General features: G+C 63.9%; 13 protein-coding genes. 4 read left to right on the forward strand and 9 right to left on the reverse strand.

The features are described 5' to 3' along the window. Window positions 1-101: 101 nt before the first annotated feature. Both tal and PW947_RS20545 read left to right on the forward strand, forming a co-directional pair. A complete protein-coding gene (gene tal, locus PW947_RS20540) occupies window positions 102-1,055 on the forward strand; it encodes a transaldolase (RefSeq protein ID WP_299634213.1) in 954 nt (317 codons plus the stop codon). A 199-nt stretch (window positions 1,056-1,254) separates the two neighbouring features. Then, complete coding sequence (locus tag PW947_RS20545; protein ID WP_299634214.1) at window positions 1,255-1,680, forward strand: VOC family protein; 426 nt, start codon at window positions 1,255-1,257, stop codon at window positions 1,678-1,680. Window positions 1,681-1,759: 79 nt separating this feature from the next. Here the strand turns inward: PW947_RS20545 and PW947_RS20550 are convergent, their stop codons facing one another. The 7 genes from PW947_RS20550 to PW947_RS20580 all read right to left on the reverse strand — a co-directional run bounded on the left by PW947_RS20550 (window position 1,760) and on the right by PW947_RS20580 (window position 9,118). Next, complete coding sequence (locus tag PW947_RS20550) at window positions 1,760-2,896, reverse strand: FUSC family protein (RefSeq protein ID WP_299634215.1); 1,137 nt, start codon at window positions 2,894-2,896, stop codon at window positions 1,760-1,762. A 125-nt stretch (window positions 2,897-3,021) separates the two neighbouring features. Then, a complete protein-coding gene (gene mctP, locus PW947_RS20555; protein ID WP_299634217.1) occupies window positions 3,022-4,572 on the reverse strand; it encodes a monocarboxylate uptake permease MctP in 1,551 nt (516 codons plus the stop codon). Then, a complete protein-coding gene (locus PW947_RS20560; protein ID WP_299634219.1) occupies window positions 4,569-4,799 on the reverse strand; it encodes a DUF3311 domain-containing protein in 231 nt (76 codons plus the stop codon). The genes mctP and PW947_RS20560 overlap by 4 nt, the downstream gene beginning before the upstream one ends. Before the next feature lie 333 nt (window positions 4,800-5,132). Further along, a complete protein-coding gene (locus PW947_RS20565) occupies window positions 5,133-6,077 on the reverse strand; it encodes a spermidine synthase (protein ID WP_299634220.1) in 945 nt (314 codons plus the stop codon). Further along, window positions 6,074-6,547 (reverse strand): DNA-deoxyinosine glycosylase, encoded by a 474-nt coding sequence (locus PW947_RS20570; protein WP_299634221.1) that lies wholly within the window; start codon window positions 6,545-6,547, stop codon window positions 6,074-6,076. The genes PW947_RS20565 and PW947_RS20570 overlap by 4 nt, the downstream gene beginning before the upstream one ends. Continuing rightward, window positions 6,547-7,269 (reverse strand): chorismate lyase, encoded by a 723-nt coding sequence (locus tag PW947_RS20575; RefSeq protein WP_299634222.1) that lies wholly within the window; start codon window positions 7,267-7,269, stop codon window positions 6,547-6,549. Before PW947_RS20575 ends, PW947_RS20570 begins: the two co-directional genes overlap by 1 nt. A gap of 7 nt (window positions 7,270-7,276) precedes the next feature. Continuing rightward, window positions 7,277-9,118 (reverse strand): hypothetical protein, encoded by a 1,842-nt coding sequence (locus tag PW947_RS20580; protein WP_299634223.1) that lies wholly within the window; start codon window positions 9,116-9,118, stop codon window positions 7,277-7,279. Window positions 9,119-9,333: 215 nt separating this feature from the next. Here PW947_RS20580 and PW947_RS20585 point away from each other — a divergent pair, with 215 nt between their 5' ends. Then, window positions 9,334-9,588: a hypothetical protein gene (locus tag PW947_RS20585; protein ID WP_299634224.1), complete on the forward strand. Its 255-nt coding sequence runs from the start codon at window positions 9,334-9,336 to the stop codon at window positions 9,586-9,588. Window positions 9,589-9,737: 149 nt separating this feature from the next. Here PW947_RS20585 and htpG read toward each other — a convergent pair whose 3' ends face one another. Together htpG and PW947_RS20595 are read right to left on the reverse strand one after the other, a co-directional pair. Then, a complete protein-coding gene (gene htpG / locus PW947_RS20590; RefSeq protein WP_299634225.1) occupies window positions 9,738-11,633 on the reverse strand; it encodes a molecular chaperone HtpG in 1,896 nt (631 codons plus the stop codon). Window positions 11,634-11,799: 166 nt separating this feature from the next. Next, window positions 11,800-13,263 (reverse strand): PLP-dependent aminotransferase family protein, encoded by a 1,464-nt coding sequence (locus PW947_RS20595; RefSeq protein ID WP_299634226.1) that lies wholly within the window; start codon window positions 13,261-13,263, stop codon window positions 11,800-11,802. A gap of 249 nt (window positions 13,264-13,512) precedes the next feature. On the opposite strand from PW947_RS20595, the gene PW947_RS20600 reads away from it, so the two are divergent. Further along, window positions 13,513-14,202 (forward strand): VOC family protein, encoded by a 690-nt coding sequence (locus tag PW947_RS20600; protein WP_299634227.1) that lies wholly within the window; start codon window positions 13,513-13,515, stop codon window positions 14,200-14,202. The last annotated feature ends 47 nt before the right edge of the window (window positions 14,203-14,249 follow it).

Consider the following 14,249-nt stretch of genomic DNA (forward strand, 5'->3'; position numbering starts at 1 on the left):
CCGCAGCGTGACCTGCTGTTGCCGGACCCGGAGCATCGGCGTTTCCGGTGGCAATTTCCTTTTTCCGGACCACGGCGCGCGTGCGCCCTGAAGGCTACGACATGACAACCGCACTCGACCAACTGAAGCAGTACACCACCGTCGTCGCCGACACCGGTGACTTCCAGCAACTCGCGCAATACAAGCCGCAGGACGCGACCACCAATCCGTCGCTGATCCTGAAGGCCGTGCAGAAAGACGATTACCGTCCGCTGCTCGAAAAGACCGTGAAGGACAACAAGTCGAAGCCGGTCGGCGCGATCATCGATCAGTTGCTGATCGCGTTCGGCACCGAAATCCTGAAGATCATCCCGGGCCGCGTGTCAACGGAAGTCGATGCGCGCCTGTCGTTCGACACCAAGGCGTCGATCGAAAAAGCGCATGAACTGATCGGCTTCTACAAGGCTGCGGGCATCGACCGCGAACGCGTGCTGATCAAGCTGGCGTCCACGTGGGAAGGCATCCGCGCGGCCGAATCGCTGCAAAAAGACGGCATCAAATGCAACATGACGCTGCTGTTCTCGCTGGCGCAGGCGGCTGCGTGCGCGGAAGCGGGTGCGCAACTGATCTCGCCGTTCGTCGGACGTATCTACGACTGGTACAAGAAAAATGCCGGTAGCGCGTGGGACGAAGCGAAAGACGGCGGCGCGAACGATCCGGGCGTGAAATCGGTCCGTCGCATTTATGGTTACTACAAACGTTTCGGCTACAAGACCGAAGTGATGGGCGCGAGCTTCCGCACGCCCGGTCAGGTGCTCGAACTGGCGGGTTGCGATCTGCTGACGATCAGCCCCGACCTGCTGCAAAAGTTGCAGGATTCGACGGAAAAGGTCGAGCGCAAACTCGATCCGAACGCGGGCAAGGACGAAACGATCGAACGCGTGCCGGTCGATGAATCGACGTTCCGCTTCCTCGTCAACGACGAAGCCATGGCCACCGAAAAGCTCGCCGAAGGCATCCGTGCGTTCGCGGCCGACGCGGTCAAGCTGGAAAAGCTGATCGAAAGCCTGCGTTGATTCGCGGCGCCGATGCGGCATGCATCGGACGAAAACGGCGTGTGGCATCGCGGCTACACGCCGTTTTTTTATACACGAATGCGCGCCCGATCCTTCACGAAATTTGACAACCGATTTCCACGGCAAGCGCGTGCGGCTTGCCTACAATCGTCTCTACGGGCGCGCGCGTCCGGCACATCACCACTATCGGGAGACGACCATGATTGTTCAGCCCTACGTGTTTTTCTCAGGCCGTTGCGAAGAGGCGTTGCAGTACTACACCGAATCGCTCGGCGCGGAAGTCGTCTTCAAGATGCACTTCAAGGACGCGCCGCCCGACGCCGAACGCCCGGTGCGGCCCGGCACCGAAGACAAGGTGATGCACGTACAGTTCCGGATCGGTTCGACGGAGGTCATGGCGTCCGACGGCAATTGCGATCCGTCCAACGACACCCACAGCGGTTTCAGCCTCGCGCTGACCGCGGACGACGCGCCATCCGGCGAACGGATGTTCCAGGCGCTCGCTGACGGCGGCCAGGTGATGATGCCGTGGCAAGCCACGTTCTGGACCACGGGTTTCGGCATGCTGAGCGACCGCTTCGGCATTCCGTGGATGGTGATGGTGCGCGCCGAACCGCCGGCCTGAGGCCGCACGTCGCCGGAAACGCCGTCCGGCATTCACGGGCGCGGGCGAACAGCCGCGAAGCACATCCAAAACCTCGCGCTCAGCTTTCGCCGTGCAACCGGTGCCAGCCGCGCTGCTGACGTTCGATATTCCAGTTCAGCTCGGTCACGAACAATTGCGCGCGCAGCCGGCCGGTCTGCTCGGCGAGGCGCTGCATCAGCCAGTACGGCCCTTGCAGATCCGCATCGAGGCGATGCAGCTCGTCCGGGTCCGGCACGCAGGTCGGGCCTGTCGATGGAATACTGAAATGCGTGGTCCCGCCAAAGCGCAGCGCGCGCGCCGTCGCGAGCAAGGTCGCGCGAACCGCCCGCACGTCGGTGCCGCAGAAACGCTCCAGCGTGTCGCGCGTGCGTGGGTCCGCGTGCGCGAACGTGCCGGTTCCCAGCAGCTCCAGCGAACTCAGCAACGAGCGGTGCATGCGCTGGATTTCTTCGAGCTTCGATTGCGGCACTTCGATTTCTTTCGCCACCGAAGGCATCAGCGAGCGCAACTGCACGAGCCGGGCGTTCAGCCTCAGAAACACCTTGATCAGTTCGGCGTCGTCGTAGCGTTTGCCGCCGATCAGCCGCGTATACACCCGCGCAACGTCACGCAGATTGTCGGCCAGCAGATAGCGCCATGAATACGTCGCGTGCAACGGAAACGCGAACGAAAACGCCAGCGCGATCACGATCCCGATCAGCACGTTCAGCGTGCGCCACAGGCCGGTATCGATCACGTTGTCGCCGTGCCCCGCGACGATGCACATCGTGATGGCCGTCAGCAGGCCGATATACCCGGCCTTGCCGATCGCGAACCACGCGCAGATTCCCGCCACGACGCACATCAGCAGATAGGTCAGCGGCAACGAACCGATCACGTTTTGCTGGACGATCAGCGCGAGCCCGATGGTTGCGCCGAGCAGCGTGCCGGCCGCGCGTTCGGCGGCTTTCTTGCGGATATTGCCGTGATGCTGCAAGCCGCCGATCACCACCAGCAGCGTCACCGACGACCAGATGCCATGCGGAATATTGATGCCCGTGGTGGCGAGGATCGACACCAGCATCGCGAGGCCGACGCGAATGCTGTGGAACAGCTTCGCGTGACGGTAACGGTAGTACGGCGAGACGATCGAGCGCAGCGCGCGGCTGAAGGTCGAGCGGTGCGGAATCGGACGGTAAGGATCGGCGGAAGCCATGAGTCGCCCGGCGAGCGTGAAATCAACCCGTATCGTGCACTATAAAAACGAACGCCCGCAACTCTCGTCGCGGGCGTTCGTGTGAATCACGGACCGGCGCGCGTTGCCGCGCGCGGGTCGTGGGATCAGCTTTCGACCACGTCCAGATAATCTTCCGGACGCGTGCGGTCTTCGGCATGCTTCATACCCAGCGCGCGAACCAGCACGCTGACCACCACCGACACCACCAGATTGACGATCAAGCCCCACACCGCCGCATAACCCGGCACCGCGACGCCGAAGATGTGGATCGCGTAGATCGAGCCGGCCAGCTTCAGCGAAATCGCCATATACGTGCCGGTTGCAATACCCGCGGCCCAACCGATCAGCAAACCGCGATAGTCGAGCATGCGCGTGTACAACCCGAGCACGATCGACGGCAATGTCTGGATGATCCAGATGCCGCCCAGCAGTTGCAGCTGGATCGCGTACGTGAGCGGCAGCCCGAGAATGAACGCGACCGCGCCGACCTTGACGATCAACGACACCAGCTTCGCGATGTTCGTCTCCTGCTCTGGGGTCATGTTGCGGTTCACGAACTCCTTGTGGATGTTGCGCGTGTACAGGTTCGCGGCGGCGATCGACATGATCGCGGCAGGCACCAGCGCGCCGATACCGATCGCCGCGAACGCCACGCCGACGAACCACGACGGGAAGAAGTGCAGGAACAGCGCAGGCACGGCGAAGTTCGGACCGAAGGCCTTGAAGTACGGCGCGAATTCCGGCATGTCCTTTACGCCGGCCGCAAGCGCCATGAAACCGAGCAGCGCGAGCAGACCGAGCACCAGCGAGTACGCGGGCAGCATCGCCATATTGCGGCGGATCGTGTTGCCCGATTTAGACGACAGCACCGCCGTGATCGAGTGCGGGTACAGGAACAGCGCGAGCGCCGATCCCACCGCGAGCGTCGCGTACGCGCTATAGCCGTTCAGGCTGGAGACGTCCGGCGCTTTCAGCAGCAGCTTGGCCGGCGGCACCACCGAGAAGATATGACCGAAGCCGCCCAGTTGCGGCGGAATCACGATGATCGCGGCAGCGATCGTGATGTAGATCAGTACGTCCTTGACGACCGCGATCATGGCCGGCGCGCGCAATCCCGACGTGTACGTGTACGCCGCGAGAATCGCGAAGGCGATGATCAGCGGCAGATCGCCGACAAAGCCCGACGTGTCGAAACCCAATGCGCCGATCACCACTTCGATACCGACCAGTTGCAGCGCGATATACGGCATCGTCGCGAGGATGCCGGTCACGGCGATCGCCAGCGCGAGCATCCGGCTGCCGTAACGCGCGCTGACGAAGTCGGCGGACGTGACGTAGCCCTGACGCTTCGCAATGCTCCACAGTTTCGGAAACACGACGAACGCGAACGGGTAGATCAGGATCGTATAGGGCAGCGCGAAAAAGCCGGTGGCGCCCGCACCGAATACCAGCGCCGGAACCGCGACGAAGGTGTACGCGGTGTACAGATCGCCGCCCAGCAGGAACCACGTGACGACCGTGCCGAAACGGCGGCCGCCGAGGCCCCACTCTTCCAGATGCGCGAGATCGCCGCGCCGCCAGTGAGCGGCGACGAAACCGAGAATCGTCACGCCGATAAAGAACAGCACGAAAACGAAAGTTGCTGTGGCGTTCATCGTGCGCCCCCGCGGGTCTTGGTCTTGAAATACACGATGGCGGTAATCACGGCGCTGATCAACACCCAGGCCAGTTGATACCAGTAGAAAAACGGGAAGTCGAACAGCGTGGGTTCGATCTTGTTGTAAGACGGCACCCAGACCATCGCGATCCAGGGAAGCAGCAGCAGCCACAGCCAGTGCTTGCTGCCTTTGCTGGACGGTGTCGTGTCGGCGTCGTGAGCCATGACGTCTCCTCTTTGATTTTATTGAATTGGCCCGTGTTTAACGGATCGTGCATCCCGTGCGGATAGCAACGGGCGCCCCGAAAGCTTCGAAAGAGTATAGGAGTGCTTCGTCAGCGGTCAAGCAGGGTGGACCCCAAGCAGAAAGCCACTGTCAATAGGGGAACGGTCGGGGACGATGGCTGCGGCGCGGGGATCGCGGCAGCGGAAAATGCAGGCTTCCGGCATCGCGCCGGTGGCGTTCAGATGCGCGCTTGCAACGGCGCGCGAGGCTGGCGCCGCACCGGCGGGCGCCGGTGCGGATGAGGCGTCAGGACGACGCCCCTGTCGGGTGCATCAGATGACGAACGACGCCGCCTTCGCGTCCGCACCCTTGTCGGTGACCGAAGACGCCTGCAGGCCCTTGATCCACTTGCGCGCCGGCAGGCCGAGTTCGGCTTCGATCAGCGTCGCGCGCGTTTGCAGGGTTGCATACGGCACGTCGAGCGCCGGACCCGAAAACGCGATCGCCACACGATTGCCGTCGTGAACTTCCGGCAGCGCGATCACGCGGCCGTCGAACGCTTCGTTCAGACGCTTCATGTTGCGCACGAAGCTCGGATGATCGCCGAACAGGTTGATCGTGACGACGCCGGCTTCGGTCAGGCAAGCCCGCACCGCGCGATAGAACGCGACGCTGTCGAGCACCGGACCGCGCGCGGTCGCGTCGTACACGTCGATCTGCATCGCGCCGGTCGTGCCGTGATTCTCGCGATCGTTGACGAAGTCCCACGCGTCGGTTTCGTGGACGGTCAGACGCGCGTCGTCCTGCGGCAGTTCGAACATCGTGCGCGCGGCCACGACCACGGCGGGATTCAGTTCGACCGCTTCGACCTTCGCGCGGCTCAGGAAGCGATACGCGAACTTGGTCAGCGCAGCCGCGCCGAGGCCGAGCTGAACGATGCGCTTCGGCGTTTCGAGAAACAGCAGCCAGGCCATCATCTGCTGCGCGTATTCGAGTTCGATCGCGTCCGGCTTGCGCAGACGCATCGCGCCTTGCACCCATTCAGTGCCGAAATGCAGATAGCGCACGCCGCCCTGTTCGGAGAACGTGACCGGTGCAAAACGCGGCCGGCGCGGCGCTTCGATTTGCGGCGCCTTCGACTGGATGTCGTCGAAATCGTCGTCCTGCTGCGCGCGCCTGGCCGCGCGCGGCGTCTTCTGTTTGGTCGCGGCCGTGTCGGACTGCGTATTGCGGAAGGCACGCGCCTCGGCCGAAGCGCGTTTGATCAGTTTCGTCATGTGAGGATGTCGCGCCAGAGACGCAATTTTTGGTCGAACGAGAGCATAGCATTCGCGGGACTCGACGACGGCAACACCAAGGTCGTGTAACCCGCCTCGCCGATCACCGGCGCAAAGCGGCCGGCGGTCTTGCCGTTGAAGCAGACTTTCGACAGGTCGGGCGCATGCTGGCGGAACGCGGCGAAATCGTTGGGTGTCGCGTGACGGATCGCGGCGTCGAGGCTGCCTTCGCGCTCGCACGCGGCGAGCACGTCCCACACGCCGATCCGGTGATGCAACAGGCGCAACAGACGGTCTTCGTAGGCGAGTTCGACGAGCGGCTCGTCGAGCACGGTCCCGAGCAGACGCCAGAACTGGTTGCGCGGATGCGCGTAATACTGCGTCGCGGCCAGCGAGGCCTCGCCGGGAAAGCTGCCGAGAATCAGCGTATGCGTGTCTTTCGACATGACGGGCGGAAAACCGCGAAGCATTAGCGCTTGCCTCCTGGATGGTCGGGGGGGTCGCCACGCGTCGTGCGCGACGGCGACAGCGACGCGGTGTGATCGAGCGCGCGGCCGTGGTCGTGATGATGCGTCGACGGATGAGACGACGCTAACGTCGGAGTTGGCGTGCAGGCGTCGCGCGCGAGCCGTGCCCATAACGCGGGCAACATGCATTCGGTCACCATCAGCGGCGCACCGCCGCGCGTGAACACCGACCGGCGCGCGAGCAGTGCGTGGGGTAACTCATGCGGCAACTCGTGCGCATAGCCAGCAGACAAACCGAACAACCGATGCCGCGCCGTAACGCGCCGGCTCGCCAGCGCCGATCGTGCGACGCCGCTGTCGCTGTACAGCAATTCGGCGAGCGGTCGCGTACGCAAGGTGCGGATCGCCTGCCACGGGCCGACGCTCGCGGCGAGCGGCGTCACGCTGTGCGCCGCGACGAACGGCACGCCATCGACCGACAACACGACTTCGCGGACCCACACCGCCGCGCGCGGCCCGAGGTTCAGCGCCGCGCACTCGTCGCGCCACGGCAACGCGATCGCTTCGCGGGTCACGCGCACCGCGACCGCGCCGAGTGTGCGCAGATGCGCGGTCAGGGAACCGCCGCGTGTCAGCCAGTCTTTCTGATCGGGCGTGAACGTGGCTCGGGTCGCGACGCGCCAGTGGGTATCGGAGGCGTCGGCGGCATTGGGGCGCTTGGGCATGACGGCATTATAAAAGCGCAATGGCCCGCAAGCGCGCCGCCACCCGTTCGACGACCATCGCCCACGCGCCCGGCTCCGGCTGTCTGAACAGTTCGACCGACGCGTACCACGGCTGCGTCTCCGCGTCCTGCCAGCACCAGTGCGACACGTGGTCCAGCATCGCCAGCACCGGCCGGCCGAGCGCGCCACCCAGATGCAATGGCGCGCTGTCGATCGTCACGGTGACGTCGAGCACGCTCATGTGCGCCGCGAGATCGTCGAAGCCATCGGTGTATAGCGCGGTCAGATCGCGCACGCGATACCCTCGTGCACGCAACGCCGCCACATCGGCGGACAGACCCGGCGTCAACGGATAAAACACCGTATCGGGCAATGTCAGCAGCGGCGCCAGCGCATGCAATGGAATCGACCGCTTGCCGTCCCGCCGATGCGACCGGCTACCCGACCACACGATCCCCACGTGCAGCGCCGCGGGCGTTTCGTCGAGCCGCGCGCGCCACGTTGCGCAGCGCGCCGGATCCGCGCGCAGATACGCGGCGCCGCTTACGTCGCCGGGTTGAAGATCGAGCGCGAACGGCACGCTCATCATCGGCAGCAGACCGTCCGGCGCGCCCAGCGGCCCATCTTCGATCGACACGCAGTCGGGATAAAAACGCGCGAACAGACGCTGCAACGGACGACGCACCGCAAGCCGCAACCGACCGCCATCGCGAGCGATGCGCGCGGCCAGGTGTGGGATGAACCGCAGCATCTGGATATCGTCGCCGCTGCCCTGCTCGCTGTGCACCAGCAAGGTTTTGCCCACCATCGATTCGCCTCGCCAGCGCGGCGCACAGCGCGCCATCACGCGGACCACGTTGTTCGGTTCGCGGTCGTCACGCGTCAAGCGCGCTTCATAGCGCGGCCACGCAGACGTCCAGTCGCCACGACGCAGCGCCAGTTCAGCGAGATCGACCGCGGCCAATGCGCCCGACGGATCGAGCGCCAGCGACGCGTGCAACATCGCTTCGCTGTCCGCAAAGCGCGACTGCTCCGCGAGATACAGCGCGATCGCCGAGACGACCGCCGCGTTGCCGGGCGCGATCGCATCGACCGCGCGCATGGTGGCTTCGGCGCTTGCCGCGTCGTCGCGCTGCCATTGCGCGTGACTCAGTTGCCACGCCATTTCCGCGTCGGCGGGATTGCGCTCCAATTCCGCGATACAAACGGCTTCGACGGTCGGCCAGTCGCGGATCGCGCGATGCGCGAGGACCAGCTTGAGCGGCAAGTCGGGATGCGTCGCGCGATCGAGCGTGTATGCGCGCAACAGCGCGGCGCGGCGTTCGTCTTGCGCGGTCGCGTGCGCTTCGTCGGGTGCTTCGTCGGGTGCTTCGTCGGGCAATCCGTCGAGCATTTGCGCGAGCGCCCACGGCACCTGCGGATCGCGCGGCGCGCACGCTTCGAATGCGCGAAGCAGATGCGCTGCTGCCGCTCGCGCATCGCATCGGTGGATCAATGCGTTGATCCAGTCGACCACGTGCGCGGACGTCGCCGATGCAACGAATTGCTCGCTGTAGCGCCGCGCGTTGCGCGCATCGCCGAGCGCGTCGGAGAACAGTGCGAGCCGCGCGAAACGGTAGTCACGCATCGCGTCGTCGGTCACATGCGCAGCCGACGACGCGACGTGATACGCGCGCTCGAACACACCTGCACTGGCGAGCAGATCGGCATGAAGCTGCGACGTATGACCGCCGCCGGCAAGCTCATTCGCGACACGCACGGCATCATCGAAACCTCGCTCGCGCAGCGCACACCACACGCGATAAACGGGCTCGAAAGCGGCATCGAAAGACGAATTTGATTCGGACATGAAGAGACTGAATAGAGTGAAAGTCAGTCTCAAAGAATAGGCTGAATCAGCCGTTCTCCATCTCACAATCGGGATCCCGCGATACACGTTTCTGCAACGCCGTCTCGATTTATTCCCGTTGAATCAATTTAGTTAGTCACCCATACTGAATCGCGCGAAAGCCTTATCTGTCGCGCTATTCAGAGCACTCTATAAAAATCCTAAAGGAGTATCGCTTGACTAAGAACGCCAAAGAAACGTCCGATCGAATCGCCCATCTTGCCGCAGTGATTCTTGCCCGTCACAGTTCGACACTGCTGGCAAAAGAACTCGCCGGATCCGCGCTCGCGCAACATCACAGCGCGAAGCAAACCAGCGCAAAAATTGCGAGTCTCGCGGCCAGGGTCCTGGCCGATCACCATTCGTGCGCGGAGTCGAAAGAACTCGCGGGGTCGGTGTTGGCGCAAGCGCGTCAACATCTGGCCGCGTAGCGCTAGCGTGCCGGCGTTGCCGTTCTGAGTTCAGCGGCTAGCGCATCGCACGCGCAAAAAAAATGCGCTGCCAAGGCAGCGCATTTTTCAACCACGAACAACGGGGAACACCGGTCGCTACGCGACGAGCGGCCAGGCCGCTCTTTAGATCAACCGCGCGACAACAGCAACGCGTTGGTCCGCTTGACGAAGCTGGCCGGATCTTCCAGCGCCCCGCCTTCCGCGAGCAGCGCCTGATCGAACAGCAGATGGCACCAGTCGTCGAAGTTGGCGCTTTCCGCGTGCAAATGCTTGACCAGCGCGTGTTCCGGATTCACTTCCAGAATCGGCTGGAACGACGGCGCAGACTGGCCGGCCGCCTTCAGCATCCGTTGCAGATAACCGCTCATTTCGCCGTCGTCGGCAACGAGGCATGACGGCGAGTCGGTCAGGCGGAACGTCAGACGCACGTCCTTCGCCTTGTCCTTCAGCGCTTCCTTCATCTTGTCGACGAGCGGCTTCAGTTCTTCGCCGACCTTCTCTTGCGCTTCTTTCTCTTCGTCGTTCAGCGCGCCCAGATCGAGATCGCCGCGCGCGACGCTTTGCAGCGGCTTGCCGTCGAATTCCGACAGGAACGACAGCATCCATTCGTCGACGCGATCCGTCAGAAGCAACACTTCGACACCCTTCTTGCGGAACACTTCGAGGTGCGGGCTGTGCGTCGCGGCCTGCCATGCGTCGGCGGTGACGTAGTAGATCTTCGTTTGCTCGGGCTTCATCCGCGCGACGTACTCGGCCAGCGCGACGGTCTGCTCCGGCGTGTCGTTATGCGTCGACGCGAAGCGCAGCAAATGGGCGATGCGCTCCTTGTTCGCGAAGTCTTCGCCGATGCCTTCCTTCAGCGCCTGACCGAATTCCTTCCAGAACGATGCGTATTGCGCCTTTTGCGCGGCGTCGTCGGAATTGGCCAGTTCTTCGAGCATCGACAGCGAACGCTTGGTCACGCCTTCGCGGATCGCCTTGACATCGCGGCTTTCCTGCAGGATTTCGCGCGACACGTTCAGCGGCAGATCCGCCGAATCGACCACGCCCTTCACGAAACGCAGATACGCGGGCAACAGCTGCTCGGCGTCGTCCATGATATAGACGCGCTTCACGTACAGCTTCAGGCCGCCGCGATGATCGCGATTCCACATATCGAACGGTGCGTGAGTGGGGATGTACAGCAACTGCGTGTACTCGCTGCGGCCTTCGACGCGGTTATGCGTCCACGTCAGCGGATCTTGATGATCGTGCGACAGATGCTGGTAGAACTGCTTGTATTGCTCGTCCGTGATCTCGTTCTTCGAGCGGGTCCACAACGCGCTGGCCTGATTGACCGTTTCGTCTTCGTCGAGCGTGACCATCTCGCTCTTTTCGCCGTCCCACTCTTCCTTCTGCATCAGGATGGGCAACGCGACGTGATCCGAATACTTCTGGATGATCGATTTCAGCCTGTACGACGACAGCAGTTCGTCTTCTTCAGCGCGCAGATGCAGCGTGATGGTCGTGCCGCGTTGCGCGCGCTCGATCGAATCCACCTCGAAATCGCCCTCGCCGCCGCTTTCCCAGCGCACGCCTTCCGACGCCGGCAAGCCCGCGCGACGCGTCTCGACGGTGATCTTGTCCGCGACGATGAAACCCGAGTAGAAGCCCACGCCGAACTGACCGATCAGCGCCGCATCTTTCTGCTGGTCGCCGGACAGCTTGCCGAAAAATTCTTTGGTGCCCGAACGCGCGATCGTGCCGAGGTTCGCGATCGCTTCGTCGCGGCTCATGCCGATGCCGTTGTCGTCCAGCGTGATGGTGCGGGCAGCCTTGTCGTACGACACGCGAATCCGCAGATTCGGTTCGTTTTCATACAGCGCGCTGTTTTCGATCGCCTCGAAGCGCAGCTTGTCGGCGGCGTCGGATGCGTTCGAAATCAGCTCGCGCAGGAAAATTTCCTTGTTGCTGTACAGCGAATGAATCATCAGATGCAGAAGCTGTTTGACTTCTGCCTGGAAGCTCATCGTCTCTTGTGCCACGGTCGGGTGTCCTCTCTTTTACGGGTGCTTGATGTGCTGGATGGCGCGTGCGGACGGGTTTGCGTCTCGCGGATCGTGCGCGTAACTGGGGACGCGCTGCGCGTTTTCAAGAGCGTTGCATTGTACTGATACGCAGGCCGACGAGCTGCAAACGCGCAGCCGGGCGTCAGCCGCCGCGCCGCGCGACGGCTTCGAGATAGCCGCCGAGGAACGCCGGCAACGCCGGATCGCCGCAGTTCGCGACGTTGAAGCGCGTCCACGTGGTCGGCGACTGCTGCGGTGAAAACAGGCTGCCGGGCGTCAGTAGAAACCCTTCCTCGTGACCGGCCACCGCCAGTGCGTTCGAATCGACGCCGGTATCCGCCCACAGGAACATTCCGGCGTCGGGCGTGCTGAACAACGTCAGACCGGTCGCTTCGAGCATGCGCGTGGCGCGGTCGCGCACGCTGTCCAGCCGCGCGCGCAGCCGCTCGACGTGTCTCCGATAGTGACCCTCCGTCAGCACCTTGTACAGCACGCGTTCGTTGAGTTCGGGGCTGGTCATGCCGACCAGCATTTTCTGATCGGTCAGCCCCTGCGTGACATCGGGCGAACTGGCGATAAAGCCGACCCGCAGATTCGGCGCGAGCGTTTTCGAATAGCTGCCGAGAAAAATCACGCGCTTGAGCTGGTCGAGGCTGGCGAGCCGCGTCGCCGGATAGCCGGGCGGGCACAGATCGCCGTAGACGTCGTCCTCGACGACGATGAAATCGTATTCTTCCGCAAGCCGCAAGATGCGGAAAGCCTGCGCCGCCGTCAGCGACGTGCCGGTCGGGTTTTGCAGCACGGAATTGATCACCAGCATCTTCGGACGCCACGTCTTGACCAGCGCCTCGAACGCGTCGAGATCCGGCCCGGCGGGCGTGTACGGCATGCCGATCAGCCGCGCACCCTGAGACGCGAAGCGCCCGAACATCTGAAACCACGCCGGATCGCCGACGATCACCGCGTCGCCGGGCTTCACGAACAGGCGCGCGATCAGGTCGATGGACTGCGTGATGCCCGAAGTCATCACGAACTGATCCGGCGTCGCACCGATTTCGAGTTCTTCCAGACGCGTCTGCAATTGCTGGCGCAGCGGCAAAAAGCCTTGCGGCGAGCCGAAACCGAGCAGTTGCGCGCCGCTTTGACGGCCGAGCGTGCGCAACGCGCCGGTGATCAACTCGCCGTCGAGCCACGAACCCGGCAGATAACCGAGACCGGGACCGCGTTCCGGATGATGCGAGGTCGTCAGCATATTGCGCAGCAACCAGACCACGTCGATGGTCGGTGCGACCGGCGCGGCCTCCGCCGCCACGTTCGCCGCGCGGCGCTCGCCGGGCAGCGGCATCGCAAGCCGCTCGCGGACGTAGAAGCCCGAGCCGCGCCGCGAATCGAGATAACCCTGCGCGACCAGCCGTTCGTACGCCTCGACCGCGGTAAAACGCGACACGCCTTTGTCCAGCGCGAGCTTGCGGATCGACGGCATCCGCATACCGGGACGGAACACGCGCTCCTCGATGCGGCGGCGCGCCCATTGGACGAGCTGATCGACGAGCGTGGTCGCCGACGAATCGTGCGGAACGGGAATCTGATCGAGCGGAACGGACATGACGAACTCCAACTGTACCGAAAACTATCGAGTCGATTGTACCGTTACTGTGCTGGTCGAGGGCGATACATTCGTCCGAACGCCCGGCGCGGCGGGCGAAGCGGCTGTCCGCCTCGCCCGCGCGCTTTTGGCGGGTTATGCTTACGGCCCCGCGCCTGGCCGGTTCGGCGTCGCAATAGGGTACTGATCCAGTGCCGGACACGACGCCCGACCCGCCGACGCCCGCAGAACACGCCTGACCGATTTGCCATGACCGCCCAATCGCTTCGCCTCGATCACCTCGTGATTTCCGCCCGCACGCTCGACGAGGGCACGCAATACGTCGCCGACACGCTCGGCGTCGCGCCGTCGGGCGGCGGTTCGCATCCGCTGATGCGCACGCATAACCGGCTGCTCAATCTGTGGGGCGGCGTGTACCTGGAAGTCATCGCGATCGATCCCGATGCGCCGGACCACGCCGACGCCCGTCCGCGTCTGTTCGCGCTCGACGCGGCATCCACGGCGACGCGGCTGAAGAAAGGCCCGTATCTGTCGCACTGGGTGGCGCGTGTGGACCGGCCGAAAAGCCTTGCACGCTGGCAAGCGCAGTATCCGGCGCGCATTCCGGCCGTCGTGCCGATGACGCGCGGCGCGTTCACGTGGAGTTTGACGGTCGCGGACGACGGCGAGTTTCCGTCGTTCGACGGTGCCGGTGACGGCATCCTGCCGTCGCTGATCCAGTGGGACACGACCGCGCATCCGTCGGCGGCGCTGGACGAAAGCCCGCTTGCGCTGACCTCGTTGAGCGCCGTGCACCCACAGGCATCGACGATCGCGGCGCAGCTCGAATGGCTCGGCGCCGCGCATCTGATCAACGTATCCAGGCCGGAAGGCCGGTCGCGAACCGCGACGCTGACTGCAACGTTCGACACACCCACCGGACCGCGCACGCTGAGCTGACACACCCAGGCTCGTGCAACGAAACACCCGCCCGCTGCGGGGCTCGC

The organism is Paraburkholderia sp., assembly GCF_028283785.1.
Lineage (GTDB): Bacteria > Pseudomonadota > Gammaproteobacteria > Burkholderiales > Burkholderiaceae > Paraburkholderia.

What these genes read in the sequence shown, in the direction of transcription:
- tal (WP_299634213.1), top strand. Translation starts at nt 102, where the DNA reads ATGACAACCGCACTCGACCAACTGAAGCAGTACACCACCGTCGTCGCC.
- PW947_RS20545 (WP_299634214.1), top strand. Translation starts at nt 1,255, where the DNA reads ATGATTGTTCAGCCCTACGTGTTTTTCTCAGGCCGTTGCGAAGAGGCG.
- PW947_RS20550 (WP_299634215.1), bottom strand. Translation starts at nt 2,896, where the DNA reads ATGGCTTCCGCCGATCCTTACCGTCCGATTCCGCACCGCTCGACCTTC.
- mctP (WP_299634217.1), bottom strand. Translation starts at nt 4,572, where the DNA reads ATGAACGCCACAGCAACTTTCGTTTTCGTGCTGTTCTTTATCGGCGTG.
- PW947_RS20560 (WP_299634219.1), bottom strand. Translation starts at nt 4,799, where the DNA reads ATGGCTCACGACGCCGACACGACACCGTCCAGCAAAGGCAGCAAGCAC.
- PW947_RS20565 (WP_299634220.1), bottom strand. Translation starts at nt 6,077, where the DNA reads ATGACGAAACTGATCAAACGCGCTTCGGCCGAGGCGCGTGCCTTCCGC.
- PW947_RS20570 (WP_299634221.1), bottom strand. Translation starts at nt 6,547, where the DNA reads ATGCTTCGCGGTTTTCCGCCCGTCATGTCGAAAGACACGCATACGCTG.
- PW947_RS20575 (WP_299634222.1), bottom strand. Translation starts at nt 7,269, where the DNA reads ATGCCCAAGCGCCCCAATGCCGCCGACGCCTCCGATACCCACTGGCGC.
- PW947_RS20580 (WP_299634223.1), bottom strand. Translation starts at nt 9,118, where the DNA reads ATGTCCGAATCAAATTCGTCTTTCGATGCCGCTTTCGAGCCCGTTTAT.
- PW947_RS20595 (WP_299634226.1), bottom strand. Translation starts at nt 13,263, where the DNA reads ATGTCCGTTCCGCTCGATCAGATTCCCGTTCCGCACGATTCGTCGGCG.
- PW947_RS20600 (WP_299634227.1), top strand. Translation starts at nt 13,513, where the DNA reads ATGACCGCCCAATCGCTTCGCCTCGATCACCTCGTGATTTCCGCCCGC.